Raw genomic sequence first — 20,319 nt, 5'->3', positions numbered from 1 at the left:
TGCCTGCACTCTTTGGTGCGTTTTTGATTCAGTCCTAAGTGCATACTTCGTCCAAAATATAGAATCACTTGGCTGTTATAGGTCGAGCTAACCGTTTCACGTTATTGGATTAAGTATTCTTACTGTTTGTTTAAATTCTTTATTTATGAGTACGTCGAATTACTAAATTAACTCTCGTCACTGGCAAAAAGCTGGTCGAGCTTATTCTCGTAATCGTGGTAATTCAGGTGTTGGTAGAGCTCTTTACGTGTCTGCATTGAATCAAGCAGCGCCTCTTGGTTACCTTCGACCAATAAGTGCTTGTAGACATTTTCTGCAGCTTTATTCATCGCTCTGAAAGCACTAAGTGGGTAAAGAACCATGTCAACATGAGACTCGGCTAACTCATTGCAGTTATACAGTGGCGTCTGACCAAACTCGGTAATATTGGCCAAGATAGGAATATGACGGCCTGTGGCAGATTGCAGCGCTGTTGAGAACTTCACGTATTGATCAAGCTGATTCATCGCCTCTGGGAAGATCATATCCGCGCCTGCTTCGACACATGCAATAGCACGTTCAATGGCACTATCAATACCTTCAACGGCCAATGCGTCTGTTCTTGCCATAATCACAAAATCATTGTCTACCCTTGCATCTGCCGCCGCTTTTACTCGGTCGACCATCTCTGCTTGACTGACAATGGCTTTGTTTGGACGGTGACCGCATCGTTTTTGCGCTACTTGATCTTCCATGTGAACTGCTGCAGCTCCGGCTTTTTCCATCGCTTTGATAGTTCGAGCGATATTAAATGCACCACCAAAACCGGTATCAATATCAACCAATAGAGGCAAATCACAGGCATTAGTAATTCGCTCTACATCCACCAACACATCGTTTAGTGTAGTAATGCCTAAATCTGGTAGTCCGTATGACGCGTTAGCAATACCACCACCCGATAAATAGATAGCCTGATGCCCCAAATTTTTCGCCATCATGGCGCAATAAGGATTAATGGTTCCGACTATCTGCAGCGGATGGTTATTTGCAACCGCTTCACGAAACTTGGCTCCTGGTGATAGGTTCATGATTTCTCTCCCTGATGTGTTCGATTTCTGTTGGTGTTACTGCGAACTGGAGCAGTCACCACGCTTTATGTGCTTTAAGTAAGAACTTCAGATCCACTCAATTTATTGAGCGTCCTGTTTAACTTGCAATCGCTGCTCGATAAGGCGGCGACTGCCTGATATGTGTCGTCTCATCAACATTTCTGCTAACTCTTCATCTCGCTGGCTAATTGCCTGCAAAATAAATTTGTGTTCATTGAGTGCTTCAATAGGGCGTGATTGAGCGCGAGGTGATTGGTAGCGGTACATGCGAAGCAAGTGGTAAAGTTCGTCACAAAGAAGAGCCTCTAGCTTACTGTTGCGGCTCGCTTTAATGATTCGATAATGGAAGTCAAAGTCACCATGTTGGTGGAAATACGAAGCGCCCTCTACCTGATCAATATGTTTTGAGTGAGTAAGCAGTAGCCCCTCTAACCCCATCAACTCTTCGGCTGTGATGTATCGAGCTGCCAATCGTGCCGCCATTCCCTCAAGGGCTTCTCGTACAGAATAAAGCTCAATCAGCTTCTCTTCGCAAAGAGTAATCACGCGAGCACCAACATGAGGAATACGCTCAATCAACCCAAGCCCTTCAACTCTCATCATTGCTTCACGAAGTGGACCTCGGCTCACCTCAAATCGCTTAGCCAGCTCTGGCTCAGAGATTTTTGCGCCCGGCTCTAACTCACCGCTAACAATCGCTTCAATCAGATACTCTGTCAGACTCGCCGACTTGGTATGCTCTTTGTCGCCCCCTTTCAACTTAGGGTCATCGTTAAGCAAGGTATTTACTGCTGTCGTCGCCATCTTATTGTCACCCTAATCCTGCATATTCATCTCTAATGATTGTCATAAGAATCACGCTCATTGTTAACAATCATTCAACATTAATCACAAGATAGCCTGCTAACCTGTCAACAATCAAGCACATTGTCGACAATTTAGACTAAGGTATAGTTCTACAAAATCAGTTAACTCAATAACAAAAATCAAGAAAACAAAACGTAAGCAACTGATTAATAATAAAATAAAGGCAAGAATGAAGGAGTTTGGAGTGAAAAATAGAAAACACACACTGTCGACAATAGTGGGACTGCCTAAGATTTGGTCAGCAATCTGTCAACAACGAGAGGAATTCAAAAGAGAAGACTAAGAGTTATAAAAAGGCGGAGATATAAAAAAGGCGCACACTTGGTACGCCTATGGTCATATAAACAGAGCGAGCTAAACCGCTTTCAAGAACTCTTGTGGCTCGATGTATTTTGAAATATCAACATCATCTATCTGCTCTGGTTTTAGATACTCTTGAGCATAACGGATATGCGTACCACTGGTTAAGAACAGTCTGAATAAATCGATATCTAAGTGGTCGTCGAGTGCCATTTTATACATGATGTCGACAGCCACACTAATCGGTTTGGCTTTCTTATATGGTCGGTCTGCTGCCGTTAGTGCTTCAAAAATATCCGAGATCACTAGGATACGTTCTGGAATCGACAAGTCCTCTGCAGTGAGCTTGCGTGGATACCCTGTTCCTTTTAAGGTCTCATGGTGCGTAGACGCATAGCGAGGTACACGGCTCAGCTCTTTAGGGAAAGGAAGGTTTTCAAGCATCTTGATAGTGCTGATCATGTGCTCATTAATCTTAAAACGGTCTTCGGCAGTCAGTGTCCCACGCGCAATACTCAGATTATAAACCTCGCCTTGGTTATATAGATGCTCTGGAACATCCATTTTAATACCGTGTTTCGGATCAAATTCAATTGGGCGATCGCGCCTCACGATATGTTCTGGTTTATCCGATAGCAGTTTTTCGGTAGCCGGAAGTTGAACATTGCTTTGCTTATTTAACTCTTCAATTGGCGATAGGCCCAAATTGTCATCAAAGTGACGAGTCCATGTGATCTCGGCAATCTGCTTGATACGATCAACCTTATCTTGACTCATAAATTCACCACCAACATTGGAGGTTGCGATAAATGCAAAGTCGTCCTGCAATCGCGCACGCGTTGCTCTATGTTGTGCTTCAATCTGCTCTTGGCTAAGTTCCCCTTCTAGCTGCTGAGTCAAAGCAACAATCTGCGCATCACGCCACAACACTTCAAAACGGGTTCGAATCTCATGAATACGGTTGTAGTTAGCTTCTAGCTTAGAGCCTTTGTCGACAATATGCTCCGGCGTCGTGATCTTGCCGCAATCATGCAGCCAAGCCGCAATTCTGAATTCTCGTCTCTCATCAGCATTGTTAAACTTGAACGACTTAAACTGGCCAGTTTCACACTTTTCAGCGGCTTCAGCTAACATCAAACCCAACTCGGGTACGCGGTTACAATGCCCTGCTGTATAGGCAGATTTATCATCGATGGCCTGTGCAATGAGCTTAATGAAGGCTTCGACAAACGCCTCTTGAGCCTCTTCATGACGTTTTATCTCTTTCGACATGTCCACAATCGCTGTCGACAACTCATAGATCTCTGCGATACGAGTATTTAAGGGCTTAACTTCGTCGTACTGACGATCTTTGATTAAGTCGGTTTGCGCGATCAATGTCGTTATCGGGTTTACGATTGGTGAACCAAAACGCCATGCTAATGGCAGCAAGCCCAACAAAAACACACCTGTTATTAAAACTGATTTTGTAACCTTATCCATTACCTGCGCAAGTACCACGCTTTCTGGAACAAGCACCGCAAAGTATTCGTCCCCCTGCTCTCGAGTTGGCGTGATGTAAATGTACTTATCAATACCCGACACATTGCGCTTTACCAATTGCCCATGCAGTGCTTCAGTATGAGCAAACTCATACAACTCCAAATACGGAACTCTGCGCATGTCTTGTTTGGCGGTTTTCTTATTCGGATTAAGCCATTTATCTTCTAGGTAAGCGCGCTGCTCTGCACTGATATTCGCAATAGCAAGATTAATGATTTCAACCACATCCTGATCGCCTTTCTGCATCAAGATATGATAGTTAGAGGGGAAATGCTCCACCAGCTCCTCAATATTTTCATTGAGCTGCATACCAACCAAGAAGTATTGCTGAATCGCGGATTTAAGAATCGCAGAGCTATCTAAGAATCCATCAACCGTTCCGGCTTTCAGTGCATTCACACTGTCATTGATGTTTGAGAACTCAACCAACTCTATTTGTGGGTACTTAGAGCGAAATTCAGGAATAATTGACCAACCCGATAGAATCGCCAATCGCTTGCCATCAAGCTCCTTGAGCGATTCAATTTTGCCAAACTGTTTACTCGTCACGATCGCAAAAGGCAGTTGATAGATTGGGTCGCTGAAGGCTCCAGTCGCATAACCTTGGTTATTGTTTTGCAACGAGTGAAGCACATCGAGTGAGCCATCTGTGTATTGCTGCAACAACTCGTTCCAAGTAAAGCCATTGATAAACTCAAACTTCAACCCAGTTGACCGTGATAACTCTTTTAATAGATCGATCGCATAACCTCTTGGCTCTCCCGAGATAGCATAATCCATCGGCCCCCAAGCCGTTTGGTTAGATACTTTAAGTGACCTTGTCTGTTCGATAAGCTCTTGTTGAGATTGAGTAAGCTCTAGAGGCATTGCTTTAGGCATATCATCTGAAAAGTCAGGCGCAAGATTCGTCGCAGTAACCTCGCCATTACGACGAAATACAAATGCTTCTACACCCGTACTGGCACCTGAATTAGCCAAAATGCCTTTCATTTTATCCGACAAAGATGAAAGAAGGACATCGACACCTAATACTAATTGATGCTTTGGTAGCTCAACAGAAAAGGTTTGCCCTGTGATCTTAAGGTGTTGAAAAAGATATGGCTCGGTTTTACTCACTCGCTCAGTGGCACTTTCATACCAAGGGCGTTGAGTTGGGAAGTAGTTACTGTTTTCTGAGATTTGATGACGAACATTGAAGTTCTCGTCGAGGAAATGAGTCTGTTTAAGTCGCTGCTCACCTTGGTCAAAAATACGAATCAACACCCAACGGTCCTGAGGTGCTGCGTTGATTTTCTCGCGAACAATAGGAGAAGACTCAAGGTTAATCAGTTGAAAAAAATTGTCGTCCGGTTGCCCCAAGTAAACACTGTAGATCTGTGCATTATTTGACAGGACATCAGCGAATATCTTCTTTAGTGTCTCTTGATCAAGCTGATCATCAGTTGCTCTTAGAATTGAAGCCAACAGCCCTGTGGTGTAGCTACTCTCGCCATCCGAACTTTTTACGTAGTCGCTGATGTTATTGGCAATAATCGAATACTTGGTGAGTGTATTCTCAGTTGCCAGTTTATTGTTGAAATAGTACTGCAAAGAGATCGCCAATATTGCAGTGATGATTGTGGCCACGATAAACATGCCACTCACCGTAAACCGAATAGAGAACTTCTTCTCCGTTCCGTAGACCTTATCCATATAGTCTGACATCCGTGTTAATGATTATTATAAAAAACTCCGCACCAGCAGAATTTCATACGATATATTTCTATAAGCTCAATTACAATCCTTTAATTGAGCTCTTTCACAATAACAGTCACGTCTTAATTAGCGCCGCATAACCCCTCTACTCGTCAATTCATATATTGTTCGATATCTACACTGTCTATTTGTTCAGGCTTTAAATACGCCTTCGCATACTTAAGATGTGTACCGCTCGTCAAAAACAGTCGGAATAACTCCAAGTCAATATGCTCGTCCAACGCCATTTTGTGCATGATATTGACCGCAACACTGATAGGCTTGGCCTTACGATAAGGGCGATCAGAAGCGGTAAGTGCCTCGAAGATGTCCGAAATCACAAGCACACGCTCTGGAATCGAGAGATCCTCTGCCGATAACTGTCTTGGATACCCCGTCCCTTTTAACGTTTCATGGTGAGTCGATGCATAACGCGGAACGCGACTTAACTCTTTCGGGAAAGGTAAGTTTTCCAGCATTTTGATGGTGCTGATCATATGCTCATTAATCTTAAAGCGATCTTCTGTCGTCAATGTGCCTCTAGCAATCGACAAGTTGTAGACTTCTCCAAGATTATATTGGTGTTCCGGAATCGCCATTCGAATACCTAGTTTAGGATCATATTCCGTAGTTCGCTCCCTCGGAATGATATGTTCCGGTTTGTCGGACAACAGTTTTTCCTTAGCAGGAAGCGTACTCGTCTCTCCTTTTCGAGCCAATTCCTCGACTGGAGAAAGCCCCAAGCGATCATCAAAATGGCGATACCAGACTTTATTCGCGATCTGGCGAATGCGAGCGATTTTATCGTCACTCATAAATTCCCCACCCACATTGGATGTAGCAATGAACTCATAGTCCTCAATCAGTGTTTGGTGAAGTTCTGCTAGCTCTTTGTCGCTCTCTTGCTTAGTTTGCTGCTGTGACAACTGCTTCTCTAATGCTTGAATCTCCGCATCTCTCCACAACACTTCAAAGCGCATTCTAATTTCGTGAATACGATTATAGTTGGCTTCTAACTTCGTGCCTTTATCTACGACATGCTCCGGCGTGGTGATCTTGCCGCAATCATGTAACCAAGCAGCGATTCTAAACTCACGTCTTTCATCGTTATTGGCAAACTTGAAATCTTTATATAGCGGCTCATTCGAGGCTTCGACGGCTTCAGCTAGCATCATTCCAAGCTCCGGCACACGATTACAGTGGCCAGCGGTGTATGGTGATTTGTCATCGATGGCTTGTGCGATTAGCTTAATGAACGCCTCAACAAATTCCTCTTGGGTTTGCTCATGATTCTTAAGCTCTTTGGACATATCTTTTACAGCGATAGAGAGATCCCAAATTTCTTTAATACGAGTTTCGACCATCTCTACGCCATCGTAATTGCGTTGTTTTATCTTAAGCGTCTCTTCTTGCAATTTGCGTATTGGACGAACAATCGGCGCACCAAAAATCCATGCTACTGGCAAGGTTAACATCATGAGCAATACCGTGATGCCTATCGAGGTCGCGACACGTTTATGTACAGTTTGATAGATTTCTTGTTCCGGTATCACCACTGCGAAATATTCAGAATAATGCTCCCCTGTTTCGATCTTACGTAAGTAAAGGTGACGACGCTCTCCATTTAACCGAATCGGCTTCATTTCACCTTCTAATGTTGCCGAAGGTATCAATTCATAAAGCTCCGTGTAAGGCACTGTTGTATCACTACTAATAGATTCATGATGAAACCACTTCGCTTCCAACGCCGCTTTCTGTTGTGGTGTAATACTACGTAATGCCAAATTGATGATTGGCATCAGAGCTTGGTGTTCATCCCTTAGTACCAGATAGAAATCAGTGGCGTAGTCCCTTTGAAGATCCGTCAGCTCCGCACTGTTACGCAACCCAGAATGAAAAAAGCGTTCAAGAGCGAAATCCAAGACTGGCTTAACATCTAGAACCGCATCACACGTCTTGCTCTCTAGACAATCAAATGCCGATTTAAGACTCGGGAAAGTGGTCAGCTCGATATCGGGATACTGCTGCTTGAGCTTCTCGGTAATTGACCAACCAGCCAGAATCGCGACTTTCTTACCTGTAAGAGCTTGATAAGTAGTAACGCTTGCGTGTTGTTCGCGTGTTACCACTGAAAACGGTAATTGATACAAGGGTTGGCTGTAATGCCCATCAACACGATTTGATTCATTCTTTAATATCGAATGTATTGCATCTAACTCGCCAACACGAAACTTGTCAGTCAACTCTTGCCAAGAAAACCCATTAACGTATTTGAATTCGATACCCGTTTGATGGCTAATTAACTTGAGCATATCAATAGCATAACCATTGGGTTGCCCAGACACCGAGAAGTCCATTGGTCCCCAATCATTCTGGTTAGATATTTTGATTGGTCCGATTTCGTTGATTAAAGCTTGCTGGCCAGCAGTGAGAGCAAGTGGCTTAATCTCAAAAGCCGATGAGCTTGGATCTCGCTGGCGGTTAGTCGCAATAATATTGCCTGAGGTTGAATACAAGAAAGATTCAACTTGGCTGTCTTCTTCTAACCCAAGTGCGGTCGCAGAGAGTTTATTCGCTAATGAAGACAGTACGATGTCGATGCCAATTACATGCTGGCTGCTCTTATCGTCCTTGGATTGAAATGCCAGTGAATAAGTCTGCCCGGTGATTTGCAGGTGCTGGAACAAGTAGGGTTGCGTCTTCCCTACTACATCGCTAGAAGCGGAGATATACCAAGGACGAGTCGTCGGAAAATAGTTGCTCGACTCGGTCACCACATCGCGAAGGTTGAACAACTCGTCATAATAGCTTGTGTAGCGAAGTCGCCCATCAGAGGTATTTTCAATCTCAATCACTACCCATCGGTCAGTATCAGAAGCGTCGATCTTGTCGCGGACAATAGGTGAAGAGTCGAGGTTGATAATTTGGAAGAAGTTGTCGTTAGAGGAACCAATATAGATGCTGTAAAAAAGAGGATTGTCTTTGATCGCTTCAGACAGAATATTTCGAGCTTCCTGCTTCGATATCTGACTACTGATAGAACGATTAACAGAAGATAAGAGTTGTGCTGTATTAATCGCATCAGAGTCGATTGCTTCAACATAATCGCTTAACTCTTGCGATACCATCGTCAATTTCGACAAGGTATGTTCCGTTGCCATTGTCTTACTAAAATAATATTGAAGTGAGACTGCGACGGTCGCCGTTAAAATAGTTGCAAGTAAAAACATTCCACCCACGGTTACCCGCAACGAAATTTTTGCATCTTTCATTTTCTTCTGTCCTTGAACAATTTCTCTTATATCCTTAAGAGTTCTCGGGGAATCATCGAAGAATTCCACCAATTTATCTAAGCCTTGTTATCACATTATGTTAATGACTACGCTCAATATCAATACAATATTCTATATATTTGGATTTTGTACGTGATAACTCTCATCTTTTTTCCATGAAAGCTTACTTAAACAGCACTCCTTTCACTTGATAAGTAATTTCTCTTTTTTATCTTAGGGTTATCTTATAAAGCCATAGCCACAACCAGCTTATTTTATACATATGTTCAAGAAAAAAAGGGGCTTAATCATTCAATTTGCGAGCCGTGAACTTTATGAACTTTATTAATTCAATGCTCTTTATCCTCAATATCACCACATTAAAGACAATTCATTAACACAACATTAACCTTTGAACATCGACTGACTATTTGAACTTCACTCAATAGCCAGTAGCTAATACACCAATAAGTTTCTCGCTTAACTAAGAGAACACGACATAAGGAACGTGAAACATGTTCAAGGCAATGAAACCCTCTATCGCAGCGACTGTGATCGCCGCTACCTTCTCATTTAACACTTTTGCGGCTGACGTAGAGAAAATCCACTTCTTAATCCCTGGCGGTGCAGGCGGCGGCTGGGATATGACGGCACGTGGTACTGGTGACGTACTGGTAAAATCTGACATTGTAGAAAATGTCTCTTTCCAAAACTTGTCTGGCGGTGGCGGCGGTAAAGCTATTGCACACCTTATCGAAACCGCTAAGCGTCAAGAAGATACGTTGATGGTCAACTCAACGCCAATTGTTGTACGTTCACTGACAGGGATTTTCCCTCAATCTTTCCGCGATCTGACGCCAGTAGCCGCAACAATTGCGGACTACGGTGCCATCGTGACTTCTGCAGACTCTAAGTACGACACATGGGAAGATGTGGTTAAAGAGTTCGAATCGAACCCTCGTAAAGTGAAAATTGCTGGTGGTTCAGCACGTGGCAGTATGGATCACCTTGTTGTTGCAGCCGCGTTCAAAGGCGAAGGTTTTGACGCTAAGAAGGTTCGTTATATTGCCTACGATGCGGGTGGTAAAGCAATGGCTGCACTGCTATCAGGTGAGACTCAACTGCTTTCAACTGGCCTTGGTGAAGTGCTGGAGATGTCCAAATCTGGTCAAGTAAAAGTACTGGCTGTGACCGCGCCTAAACGCCTAGACGCAGCGCCAAACATCCCAACTCTAACTGAGTACGGTAATGAGACTGTCTTTGCTAACTGGCGTGGCTTCTTTGCGGCTCCAGGTACAAGCCAAGCGAAAATTGATGAGTGGAACCAAGCGCTTACTAAAATGTACACCACAGATGAGTGGCAAGTGGTTCGCGACCGCAACGGTTGGATTGACAACTACAAAGCAGACAAAGACTTCTACTCCTTCCTAGAAGATCAAGAGAAGCAGATGGGCGACCTAATGCGCGAGCTTGGCTTCCTTAAGTAATCAAACTATTCAGGGGGAATCGACAGCTCCCCCTTCCTTATTCTCTGTTTTGCCATGCATGAGTTCACTCAATCTCCTTTGTAATTTGTGGGCAGTTGAGCACTACTCTCTTCCTACATTCCGTTAGTGATCCTAGACATTCTTCATTAACCCGCTCATGCATGGCTTTTTTATTTTTATGGAGTTGGATATGTCGGAACATTCGAACACGTTCTTATCCAAAGAGAACCTACTGACTCGCGACCGCATCGGCGCCTTAGTATTTCTATTGGTTTGCCTTTGCTATGGCTATCAAACCACCCTTATTCCTCTGTTTCCCGGTGACGAGTACGAACCTTTCACAGCGCGAACCTTACCCACCCTACTGACCTTTGCAGGTATCGGGTTGGCATTGATCTTATTGGTAGCCGGAAAACAACAACCGAAAAAATCATGCGATACAACACCGCTTAACTGGAAGCTGCTAATCGGTTTCTTGGTTCTAATGGCACTGTATGGTGTTGGACTGACCTATTTAGGCTTTGTTTTAGCGACAGGTTTCTTCTTATTAGCGGGCTTCTATCTACTGGGCGAGCGCAGGAAGCCGATCTTAATTGGCGCATCATTTCCGTTCGTCATCGTTTTTTATCTTCTATTAACTCAGGGGTTAGATATCTATCTAGAGCCTGGGCTTATCTACACACTTTGGTAGGAACCGCATTATGTTAGATGGAATTTTACAAGGGCTCTCCACCGCAGTGATGCCGATGAACATCATGATGGTGATCGTGGGCTGTTTCGTTGGTACCTTTATCGGCATGCTACCGGGCTTAGGTCCTATCTCCGCAATCGCGCTAATGATCCCAATCACTTACGGTTTAGAGCCGTCTTCAGGCCTAATCCTAATGGCTGGTGTTTACTATGGTGCGGTATTTGGCGGCTCCACTTCGTCGATTCTCATCAATGCTCCGGGTTGTTCATCAACCGTGGTAACGGCGTTTGATGGCTACCCAATGGCACAAAAAGGCCAAGCAGGTAAAGCACTTGCACTGGCGGCGTACTCTTCATTTACTGGTGGTACGCTATCAGCAATCATGCTTCTTATCGCAGCACCAGCGCTGGCAAGTGTATCTTTGAGTTTCCAATCGTCAGACTACTTTGCGTTGATGCTCTTAGGCCTTTCTGCTGTAGCCGCTTTTGCTGGTCCAGGACAAGTAATCAAAGCATGGATGATGACCATTCTAGGATTAATGCTTTCGACGGTAGGTATCGATAAAGGTGTCGGTGTTGAACGATTCACTTTCGGTTTAACGGATTTAATGGACGGCTTTAGCTTCCTGCTACTCGCGATGGCGACATTCGCGCTTGGTGAAACGCTGATGGGTGTACTTAAACCTCAAAAAGACACCAGCGAAGAAGAGAGCCGCAAGATGTCAGACATCGGCAGCATGAAAGTGACCAAAGAAGAGGTCAAAGATGTCGCTCCTGTGTCGATTCGTTCTTCTATTCTTGGTTTCTTTACTGGCGTACTACCGGGCGCTGGTGCAACTATCGCAGCCTTCCTAAGCTATGGCATGGAGCGTAGTCTGGCACCAAAAGAGAAACAGAAAGAGTTCGGTAAAGGCAGTATCCGTGGTCTTGTTGCGCCAGAGTCTGCAAACAACGCAGCTTCTAGTGGTTCGTTTGTTCCTCTATTAACACTTGGTATTCCAGGCTCAGGTACTACGGCGATTATGCTTGGTGCTCTGATTGCTTACGGTATTCAACCAGGCCCTCGCTTGTTCGTTGAGCACCCAGATGTATTTTGGTCAGTTATTATCTCTATGTACTTCGGTAACATCGTTCTAGTGATTTTAAACCTACCGCTGATCCCTTATATCTCTAAGCTACTTGCTGTGCCAAGAACCGTATTGCTACCTATGATTCTGTTCTTCTCAATTACTGGCGTTTACTTGGTATCGTTTAACACTATGGATGTCTTTATCATGTTGCTTGTAGCAATGGCAGCAATAGGATTGAGATTGGCCGACTTCCCATTAGCACCGCTATTGTTGGGCTTCATCCTAGGCGGTTTGATGGAAGAGAACTTAAGACGTGCACTCATGATCAGTGATGGCGAATTGAGTTTCCTTTGGGAACGTCCGATTACCATGACCTTTACCATCCTTGCGGTGTTAGTTCTATTCAGCCCTCTATTCATGAAGCTGTTCAAGAGCCTTAAAGGAAAGCCTGTAGAGGCATAATCCAACCACACATTACCAAGGGAGCCATCGGCTCCCTTTCTTATTGTTGGAAAAGCATCCGCTGCAACAAATCACAAACTTGTTCATAACATTCTGATAGGGCTGGTTTTAGATTCAAAATGAAGTAAGTTAGTTATTCGTCTCTCAATTAGGAACTGTGCCATGGAATGGCTGATACTCTTTCTAGCAGGTGTACTTGGCGGCATATTAAACTCCATTGCCGGAGGAGGCAGCTTTGTTACATTCCCTGCCCTGCTTTTTGTCGGTGTACCACCAGTCGCCGCTAATGCAACCAATACCTTTGCCTCTTGTGCAGGTTACATCAGCGGTGCTTATGCCCTAAAACAAGAAATTATTTCAGGCACAAAGCAGCTCAAACTAACGTTGGTTTTGAGTGTCTTGGGGGGTGCAATCGGCGCCTTCCTGCTTCTACACACACCTGAAGCACTATTTACTCAATCCGTTCCTTGGCTGCTGCTGTTCGCGGCATTGCTTTTTACCTTTGGCGGTCAAATCAACAGTTTCATTAAGAAAGCCGCATCGAAGCACAAACACGCAGGCAAAGCTGGCGCTTTTTTCTCAGCCTTATTACTCCTCTTGGTATGTATCTACGGTGGGTATTTCAATGCAGGCCTCGGTATCGTGACACTGAGCTACCTTGCGTTGGCAGGCTATACCAACATCAATGTTATGAATGGTATTAAGTTGTTGGTCTCTGCTAGCGCCTCAATGGCTGCAATCGTGCTGTTTATTGTAGATGGTTCAATTGATTGGAGTTCAGGGCTAGCGGTTTTGTTAGGGACATTGGTTGGCGGTTACTACTCGGCTCAGATTTCACGTAATATCCCACAAAACTACGTCCGAAATAGCGTTATCGTTGCAAGCTTTTTAATCACCGCTTACTTTTTCTACGCCAACTGATCGTTATTAAAACTCGCCCTATATAGCCATTAGCGATAACAACTCTTTGGGCAATGAAGCGCTAATTTCACTCACTCAAATAGCACACACTAAATTTGTGAAGGCAGCCTGATAATCATCTTGTTTGATATTAATTTAGATTAATTTTTACCCAAGGGTGAGATACTTACTGCGTAAAAGAAGCAAGCATATTAGGGGGCATTATGAACATCAAACTCGGTCATGTTATGTCATCAAGCAGACTGATCTGCTTCATTGCGTTCTTAGCAGCAACCTTTGCGTGGATACTAAAAATGCCCGCTCTGTTTTCCGTTTCTGCTCTGTTTCTCGTTTTCAGCGCTGCAATCTACGTAGGCGATTTCATTAAGAGTCAAAAGAAAAACCGCGAGGCCTAAACACTTGAAGGTCAACACCGCTGTCGATGGATTTGCCCTACTTCAAAAGTAGATAGCAAAAGAAAAAGGAGCGTGATGCTCCTTTTTGTATCTAGTTAAATCTACATCTGCGCTTAGCGGCGGAAGTTACGTCCTTTACCACCCGAGCGACGCGCTTTAAAAGAAGACGCGGCCTTAGCTTGAGAAGCAAGAATAGATTCTACCGTCAGCTCCATCGGCTCTTTAGGCTCAAGCCCATGACGGAACGTACGTGAACGTGGTGGCATTTGATATTCGAGATCAGATGCTTTCGGCATACGCTTAAAGCGATACAAGTAAAAGTTTTCAACCTTCTCACGTGCCCACTGTGTTTTCTTTAAGTACTTCACGGCGCTCGCTACAGACGGCTTAGTATTGAAGCAGTTCATACGCATCGCTGCATCAAGGATTTCCCAACCGTAATGATCCACCAACTCAGTGATCATGGTTTCTAACTTTAAGCCATGCAGCGGGTTGTTTTTCTGCAGCTCAATTCTTTCTTCATCTGTCATCGTCATACCTTAAACAGAGCAAGCACTCTGCGTTAGTTCACCATCATCAATAACGGTTGTTTACTTAGGTCTGCTTCCTGCACACCTGTTAATGAGAGTAATGATGGCACAAAGCCTGCCACTCTCCTAGTTATCATCTGTCTATATTGATAAATTGAGCTTGATCGCACGAGTTCTAGCCACTCTCAACATCAACTACTCGACCTCTACATTAAATGGCGTCATTTTCGCTACCCAATATTTAACAAGTCTCATCTTAGTCCGCAGCTTTATTCGCTTACTCGTTAGAAAATTGAGGTTCTAAGCTGTTGATAAGTCCCATAGTTACAATCCCACCATTCTGGAATCAATATCTCTGTAAATACCTCAAATGGATGAGAAATCTAGATCGAGATAACAAAAAAGCCAACCGAGTTAACAAAATGGATGACTCTTAAATGTAATAACCACATTTTTAGTGATGCAATTAGAATTTATAGGATGACATGATTACAATTCGTTAACAGGACTGCTATGTTCGTGTTCTTAAATATGAGAAATCAATAAGTCAAAGAAAAACAATTATATAACTATAAATAAAGGTCAGCCCCGCTCATGTTTGACTACTCCCAACTCAGTAAAATCGCAGCTAAAGATCAAGATATAACCGCGACATTGGATGACCTATTCCAGCTTGTGCGTTCTTGTTATCCCACGCTATCGCGCCTCTCCATTGCTCTAACCAGTGAAAACAAAGCCACGAATTACTTTGTATCTGATGCTTTATGCCAAGAGGCAAGCCACAACTACGTTGAGTACAATATCAGACCTGAATCTTCATTAAGAAAGATGTCTGAGCTACCTTCCGTTCGTGTTATCAATGACTTATCAACGATGAATCCAACACGCCAGATTTGTCGCTTAATCGATATTGGGCATCAGAGTAGCTATACCTCCCCTATCTATTATCGCGACCAAAACCTCGGCTTTATCTTTATCAATGCCACCGCAATTGGCTTCTTTAATCAGAAAAGCATACAAGCAGACGTTGCTTACCTATCGCAGCTTATCGCGAGCCTGTTTACTCGCTTGCATGAGAATCAAAAACACTTTCAAACTTCTCTCGCTATTGCTCTGAATATGGGCCATGCAAGAGATCCTGAAACCAAAGAGCATTTGATTCGCATGGGACGCTACAGTGAAATTTTGGCTCGCGCTATGTCAGATCAAAAACCAGAGATCACCTATCAGTTCATTCATCGAATTCGTGTTTATGCGCCTTTTCACGACATCGGCAAGTATCGCATCCCCGACCACGTGCTTTTTAGTACCAAACGATTTAGCGATGAAGACCGCGCGATAATGAACCAACACACAATTTTTGGTGAGGCAATGATTGACGATGTAGTCTCGATTTCAGATAACCACTCCATCTCGCCCGATGAAATACAGTTTCTGAAAAATATTATTCGACATCACCATGAGCGCTACGATGGAACTGGATTGCCCGACAAACTATGCGGAACTCAGATTCCATTGGAAGCACGCATCGTCACGTTGGCAGATGTGTTCGATGCCTTGCTGAGTAAGAGAGCTTACAAGTCGGAATGGGAGCTCGATGATGTTTTGGAATACATCGAAGAAAACGTTGGCATTATGTTTGACCCAAACTGTGTTGATGCACTTAAGCAAAACTTGGATACGTGTATGGCAGTAAGGGAACAATTTTCCGATAAAGAAGAGGTCACCAGCTTTCAAGCTTAGTGCTGTATTTGTGTCTGCCTTAAATGACAAACCTATATGATCGAGAAGATGAGTGAAAAGAAAAAGGATGCTAATTAGCATCCTTTTTTTATAACTAAAACAACGAATTACGATTATACGTCGTAAGTTGTTGAAGCAGTATCGCCGCCTGTACCAGTCCAGTTAGTGTGGAAGAACTCACCACGTGGACGGTCAGTACGCTCGTAAGTGTGAGCACCAAAGTAGTCACGTTGAGCTTGAAGCAGGTTCGCTGGAAGACGTGCAGTTGTGTAACCGTCTAGGAAAGATAGCGCAGAAATCGTACATGGCATTGGGATACCAGATTCTAGAGATTTCGCTGCTACTTTACGCCATGCCGCTAGGCTGCCTTGTAGGATATTTTTGAAGTACTCATCAGAACCTAGGAACGCGATGTCTGGGTTTGCTTCGTACGCATCACGGATGTTGCCTAGGAATGCAGAACGGATGATACAACCACCACGCCACATTAGTGCTACGTTACCGTAGTTAAGATCCCAGCCGTTCTCGTTAGATGCTTCACGCATTAGCATAAAGCCTTGAGCGTAAGAGATGATCTTAGAAGCTAGTAGCGCTTGACGTAGTGCATCAACCCACTCTTGCTTATCACCTTCAACTGGAGTGATTGTCTTGCCGAATAGAGACTCCGCTTCAACACGTTGATCTTTAAGAGCAGATAGACAACGAGAGAATACAGACTCAGAGATAAGCGTTAGAGGAATACCTAGGTCTAGTGCGTTGATACCTGTCCATTTACCCGTACCTTTTTGACCAGCAGTGTCTAGGATCTTCTCAACTAGTGGCTCACCGTCTTCATCTTTGTAGCCAAGGATGTCAGCAGTGATCTCTACTAGGTAGCTGTCTAGCTCAGTCTTGTTCCAGTCAGCGAATACTGCTTGCATCTCGTCAGCAGACATACCTAGGCCATCTTTCATGAACTGGTAAGCTTCAGTGATAAGCTGCATGTCACCGTATTCGATGCCGTTGTGAACCATCTTAACGAAGTGACCAGCACCGTCGTTACCAACCCAGTCACAACAAGGCTCGCCAGCGTCAGTTTTTGCAGAGATGCCTTGGAAGATTGGCTTAACCGCTTCCCAAGCTTCAGCCGCGCCGCCTGGCATGATTGAAGGACCGAAACGAGCGCCTTCTTCACCACCAGATACACCAGTACCGATGAAGTGAATACCCTTCTCACGACAGTGAGCTACGCGACGGTTAGTATCTGGGTAGTTAGTGTTACCACCATCGATGATGATGTCACCTTCGTCTAGAAGTGGAATTAGGTTGTCGATGAAAGTATCAACAACTGCACCAGCACGAACCATTAGCATCACTTTACGTGGTGCTTCTAGCTTCTCAACAAGCTCTTCTAGAGAGTAAGCGCCAACAATGTTAGTACCTTTAGCTGGGCCTTCTAGGAACTCGTCTACTTTCGCAGCAGTACGGTTGTGAGCAACAACTTTAAAGCCGTTGTCATTCATGTTTAGGATAAGGTTTTGACCCATTACTGCTAGGCCAATTACACCGATATCACCTTTCATTATTTATATCTCCTTGCGGCTATTCGCGGTTATGCGATAGCACTTGCTGCATTTGAATCTAGGAACCACTCTGTTTCGCCAGTTTTAGACTGGATTTTCGCTGCCGGGTAAGGCAGTTCTGAAGCAGGAGTTGTATGAATTTCTTTAACGATATCAACCTTGCCAGCACCCAGTACTAGGTAGCTGATTCGTTTTGAAGCTTCCAAAACTTTCGCAGTTTTAGAAACACGGATTTGACCCGACTCAGGATGAGAAGCTAGAACAGATAGGTTCTCATCTTGGTAATTAGTGACACCCGGGAAAAGAGAGGCTGTGTGGCCATCTGCGCCAACACCTAGCAGAATCCAATCGAAAACAGGCGTGCCGTTTTCACAAGGAATCACATCTGCCATCTCTTTTGCGAAGCGCTCTGCTTCGGCTTTAGGCTCATCTTCACCACGAATGCGGTGGATGTTCTCAGCAGGAAGGTTCACTTGAGAAAATAGAAGTGCGTTTGCTTCGCCATAGTTGCTTTCAGCGTCATCTGGTGCCACGCAACGTTCGTCACCCCACCAGAAGTGAAGGTTATTCCATTGGATGCCTTCTGCGTATGGCGCTTGTGCCAATAGTTTGAAAAGCATTTTCGGCGTGCTACCACCTGAAAGTGAAATATGAACAGGTTTACCCTGCTCGCTGTACGCTTTCATTTCGTTTGCTAGGTTTTCAACAACTAGCTCTGGCGTTTCAAAGATCTTATGGTTGATCATAATTCGCAGTAATCCGTATCTGTTAGGTTTTTACATGGGAAGCGCCACGCGCGGCCGTCTCTCTCAAGAAGCTCGTCTGCTTCTTGCGGACCCCAAGTACCACAAGCATAACCAAATAGAGCTTGAGGATCTTGTTTGAAATCTAAGATAGGTTGAACGTACTTCCAACATGCTTCTACTGCATCGGTACGAGCAAACAACGTCGCATCGCCGTTTAGCGCATCAAGAAGTAGACGCTCGTAAGCGGTTAACATCTGAGTTTCAGGCAAGTCTGAGTAAGAGAAGTTCATTTTCACTTCTTTTGCCTTGAAGCCAGCGCCCGGCTCTTTCAAACCAAAGCTCATCTGAATACCTTCATCCGGTTGAATACGGATGATCAGCTTGTTCTCTGGCGCATCTTGACCAAAGACTGGGTGAGGCGTGTTCTTAAAGTGAATCACAATTTCCGTTACGCGCGTCGGTAGTCGTTTACCAGTACGTACATAAAAAGGAACCCCATTCCAGCGCCAGTTATTGATGTGCGCTTTTAGGCCAATGTAAGTCTCAGTACGAGAGTCATCCGCTACACCCGGCTCTTCACGGTAACCAAGCAAATGCTGACCGCGAACGTCAGACGCTGTGTATTGACCAAGAACCAAGTCTTTACGTAGGTCTTCTTCTTCAAGCGGCTTCAGACACTGTAGGACTTTAACGACTTCGTCACGAATTGAATCTGCGTTGATTTGTGCAGGCGGCTCCATACCTACCATTGCTAATACTTGTAGCAGGTGGTTTTGGAACATGTCTCGAACAGCGCCTGAACCATCGTAGTATCCACCACGTTCTTCTACGCCAAGGAACTCAGCACCTGTGATTTCAACGTAATCAATAAAGTTACGGTTCCACAATGGTTCGAACATTGCGTTAGAGAAACGAAGTACTAGAAGGTTTTGTACCGTCTCTTTACCTAAGTAGTGGTCGATACGGTAGATCTGATGTTCTTGGAAGTGATGATGGATCTCTTCATCTAGCGCTTGAGCAGACGCTAGATCATAGCCAAATGGCTTTTCGATGATAAGACGACGCCAGCCGTTCGATTCATCGTTCAGGCCATGTGCCGCTAAGTTTGCTGGAATCACACCATACAAGCTTGGCGGTGTTGCCAAGTAGAATAGAGTGTTGTGATTTTCGAATTGATAATCTTGTTCTAGCTTGTCTAGACGCTGTGCTAAACGAGCATAATCTTCTGTGTCAGAGGTATTAATCGCTTGGTAGTGTAAGTGATTAATGAACGCATTTAGCGTCTCTGGCTCAGTTTCTTCCATTTCCTGAAGAGATTTCTTCAGCTTTTCACGGTAAGACTCATCGCTGTACTCAGTACGGCTCACTCCAAGAATCGCAAAGGATTCCGGCAGTTGATTGCTAGCATACAAGTGGTATAAAGCGGGGATCAGCTTACGATACGTGAGATCGCCCGACGCACCAAAAATAACGATGCTGCTGTTTTCAGGTATTACCATCATCTTTCCTATAAAAACAAGGTTTTCAGTATTCGCCAACGGTATCAGCGACATACAAAAATAGATAATAGGTCTTGGCTATTAGTTCAATAGCGAGCGCCTATCACACTAGAGAATGCGTTTGGTAAACGAGGGTGATATAGATCACCTCAATTCGGGTCAGTATTGTCTATGACTATTTGATTTACATCAACCACTGTGAGGGCAATCGATTAAATAATGACTCATTTAATCCAAATAATTTGCCATTAGTTAGAACAAAATTGATTAAATGACGACGGAACTGCATTCCAAAACATTGTAGTGAAAAATAAATGGGATCTGGTCTGTGGAGTAGCACGAAAAACCAGTTTGATAACCTTTTAGCAGTCGATTATTAAACTGGTTTTATAAATTGAACGATTTTAAATG

The 20,319-nt window shown here is 44.1% G+C and carries 14 protein-coding genes; 6 read left to right on the top strand and 8 right to left on the bottom strand.

Annotated elements, in window-relative coordinates:
• Positions 1-167 precede the first annotated feature (167 nt).
• From prpB to OCV50_RS06345, 4 genes are all read right to left on the bottom strand, one after another.
• Positions 168-1,067 carry a methylisocitrate lyase gene (gene prpB / locus OCV50_RS06360; RefSeq protein ID WP_261904011.1) on the bottom strand — a complete coding sequence of 300 codons (900 nt, stop codon included), beginning with the start codon at positions 1,065-1,067 and terminating at the stop codon, positions 168-170.
• Between the two features lie 102 nt (positions 1,068-1,169).
• Positions 1,170-1,892: a GntR family transcriptional regulator gene (locus OCV50_RS06355; protein WP_261904010.1), complete on the bottom strand. Its 723-nt coding sequence runs from the start codon at positions 1,890-1,892 to the stop codon at positions 1,170-1,172.
• 417 nt (positions 1,893-2,309) lie between these two features.
• Entirely contained in the window at positions 2,310-5,489 is a 3,180-nt protein-coding gene (locus OCV50_RS06350; RefSeq protein ID WP_261904009.1) for an HD domain-containing phosphohydrolase, read from the bottom strand.
• A gap of 155 nt (positions 5,490-5,644) precedes the next feature.
• On the bottom strand, positions 5,645-8,803 hold the full coding sequence (locus OCV50_RS06345; RefSeq protein WP_261904008.1) for an HD domain-containing phosphohydrolase: 3,159 nt from the start codon (positions 8,801-8,803) through the stop codon (positions 5,645-5,647).
• A 515-nt stretch (positions 8,804-9,318) separates the two neighbouring features.
• Here OCV50_RS06345 and OCV50_RS06340 point away from each other — a divergent pair.
• The 5 genes from OCV50_RS06340 to OCV50_RS06320 all read left to right on the top strand — a co-directional run bounded on the left by OCV50_RS06340 (position 9,319) and on the right by OCV50_RS06320 (position 13,828).
• Positions 9,319-10,290, top strand: a complete 972-nt coding sequence (locus OCV50_RS06340; protein ID WP_261904007.1) for a tripartite tricarboxylate transporter substrate binding protein — start codon at positions 9,319-9,321, stop codon at positions 10,288-10,290.
• Between the two features lie 178 nt (positions 10,291-10,468).
• On the top strand, positions 10,469-10,981 hold the full coding sequence (locus OCV50_RS06335; protein WP_261904006.1) for a tripartite tricarboxylate transporter TctB family protein: 513 nt from the start codon (positions 10,469-10,471) through the stop codon (positions 10,979-10,981).
• Between the two features lie 10 nt (positions 10,982-10,991).
• A complete protein-coding gene (locus OCV50_RS06330; RefSeq protein WP_261904005.1) occupies positions 10,992-12,512 on the top strand; it encodes a tripartite tricarboxylate transporter permease in 1,521 nt (506 codons plus the stop codon).
• Between the two features lie 162 nt (positions 12,513-12,674).
• On the top strand, positions 12,675-13,433 hold the full coding sequence (locus tag OCV50_RS06325) for a sulfite exporter TauE/SafE family protein (RefSeq protein ID WP_261904004.1): 759 nt from the start codon (positions 12,675-12,677) through the stop codon (positions 13,431-13,433).
• A gap of 203 nt (positions 13,434-13,636) precedes the next feature.
• On the top strand, positions 13,637-13,828 hold the full coding sequence (locus OCV50_RS06320; RefSeq protein ID WP_239840784.1) for a hypothetical protein: 192 nt from the start codon (positions 13,637-13,639) through the stop codon (positions 13,826-13,828).
• Between the two features lie 113 nt (positions 13,829-13,941).
• On the opposite strand, the gene OCV50_RS06315 is transcribed toward OCV50_RS06320, so the two are convergent.
• Positions 13,942-14,358 carry a VF530 family protein gene (locus tag OCV50_RS06315; RefSeq protein ID WP_032549168.1) on the bottom strand — a complete coding sequence of 139 codons (417 nt, stop codon included), beginning with the start codon at positions 14,356-14,358 and terminating at the stop codon, positions 13,942-13,944.
• A 594-nt stretch (positions 14,359-14,952) separates the two neighbouring features.
• On the opposite strand from OCV50_RS06315, the gene OCV50_RS06310 reads away from it, so the two are divergent.
• The gene (locus OCV50_RS06310; RefSeq protein WP_239840783.1) at positions 14,953-16,101 is read left to right on the top strand and encodes an HD-GYP domain-containing protein; all 1,149 of its coding nucleotides are present in this window, start codon (positions 14,953-14,955) and stop codon (positions 16,099-16,101) included.
• A 113-nt stretch (positions 16,102-16,214) separates the two neighbouring features.
• Here OCV50_RS06310 and gnd read toward each other — a convergent pair whose 3' ends face one another.
• Genes gnd through zwf form a run of 3 tightly spaced genes read right to left on the bottom strand, consistent with a single transcriptional unit; the run spans position 16,215 to position 19,908 of the window.
• On the bottom strand, positions 16,215-17,663 hold the full coding sequence (gene gnd, locus OCV50_RS06305; protein ID WP_004742688.1) for a decarboxylating NADP(+)-dependent phosphogluconate dehydrogenase: 1,449 nt from the start codon (positions 17,661-17,663) through the stop codon (positions 16,215-16,217).
• A gap of 29 nt (positions 17,664-17,692) precedes the next feature.
• Entirely contained in the window at positions 17,693-18,409 is a 717-nt protein-coding gene (gene pgl, locus OCV50_RS06300) for a 6-phosphogluconolactonase (RefSeq protein ID WP_261904003.1), read from the bottom strand.
• Positions 18,406-19,908 (bottom strand): glucose-6-phosphate dehydrogenase, encoded by a 1,503-nt coding sequence (gene zwf, locus OCV50_RS06295; RefSeq protein ID WP_172974265.1) that lies wholly within the window; start codon positions 19,906-19,908, stop codon positions 18,406-18,408. Before zwf ends, pgl begins: the two co-directional genes overlap by 4 nt.
• Positions 19,909-20,319 lie beyond the last annotated feature (411 nt).

The sequence above is a fragment of the Vibrio fortis genome (assembly GCF_024347475.1).
GTDB classification, from domain to species: Bacteria; Pseudomonadota; Gammaproteobacteria; order Enterobacterales; family Vibrionaceae; genus Vibrio; species Vibrio fortis.
The sequence above is the reverse complement of the archived record's forward strand: the minus strand, read 5'-3'. Positions and strand labels throughout refer to the sequence as shown.

Bases quoted from the DNA above. Each gene is read 5' to 3' on its own strand.
- prpB (WP_261904011.1), bottom strand. From the start codon at position 1,067: ATGAACCTATCACCAGGAGCCAAGTTTCGTGAAGCGGTTGCAAATAAC.
- OCV50_RS06355 (WP_261904010.1), bottom strand. From the start codon at position 1,892: ATGGCGACGACAGCAGTAAATACCTTGCTTAACGATGACCCTAAGTTG.
- OCV50_RS06350 (WP_261904009.1), bottom strand. From the start codon at position 5,489: ATGGATAAGGTCTACGGAACGGAGAAGAAGTTCTCTATTCGGTTTACG.
- OCV50_RS06345 (WP_261904008.1), bottom strand. From the start codon at position 8,803: ATGAAAGATGCAAAAATTTCGTTGCGGGTAACCGTGGGTGGAATGTTT.
- OCV50_RS06340 (WP_261904007.1), top strand. From the start codon at position 9,319: ATGTTCAAGGCAATGAAACCCTCTATCGCAGCGACTGTGATCGCCGCT.
- OCV50_RS06335 (WP_261904006.1), top strand. From the start codon at position 10,469: ATGGAGTTGGATATGTCGGAACATTCGAACACGTTCTTATCCAAAGAG.
- OCV50_RS06330 (WP_261904005.1), top strand. From the start codon at position 10,992: ATGTTAGATGGAATTTTACAAGGGCTCTCCACCGCAGTGATGCCGATG.
- OCV50_RS06325 (WP_261904004.1), top strand. From the start codon at position 12,675: ATGGAATGGCTGATACTCTTTCTAGCAGGTGTACTTGGCGGCATATTA.
- OCV50_RS06320 (WP_239840784.1), top strand. From the start codon at position 13,637: ATGAACATCAAACTCGGTCATGTTATGTCATCAAGCAGACTGATCTGC.
- OCV50_RS06315 (WP_032549168.1), bottom strand. From the start codon at position 14,358: ATGACAGATGAAGAAAGAATTGAGCTGCAGAAAAACAACCCGCTGCAT.
- OCV50_RS06310 (WP_239840783.1), top strand. From the start codon at position 14,953: ATGTTTGACTACTCCCAACTCAGTAAAATCGCAGCTAAAGATCAAGAT.
- gnd (WP_004742688.1), bottom strand. From the start codon at position 17,663: ATGAAAGGTGATATCGGTGTAATTGGCCTAGCAGTAATGGGTCAAAAC.
- pgl (WP_261904003.1), bottom strand. From the start codon at position 18,409: ATGATCAACCATAAGATCTTTGAAACGCCAGAGCTAGTTGTTGAAAAC.
- zwf (WP_172974265.1), bottom strand. From the start codon at position 19,908: ATGGTAATACCTGAAAACAGCAGCATCGTTATTTTTGGTGCGTCGGGC.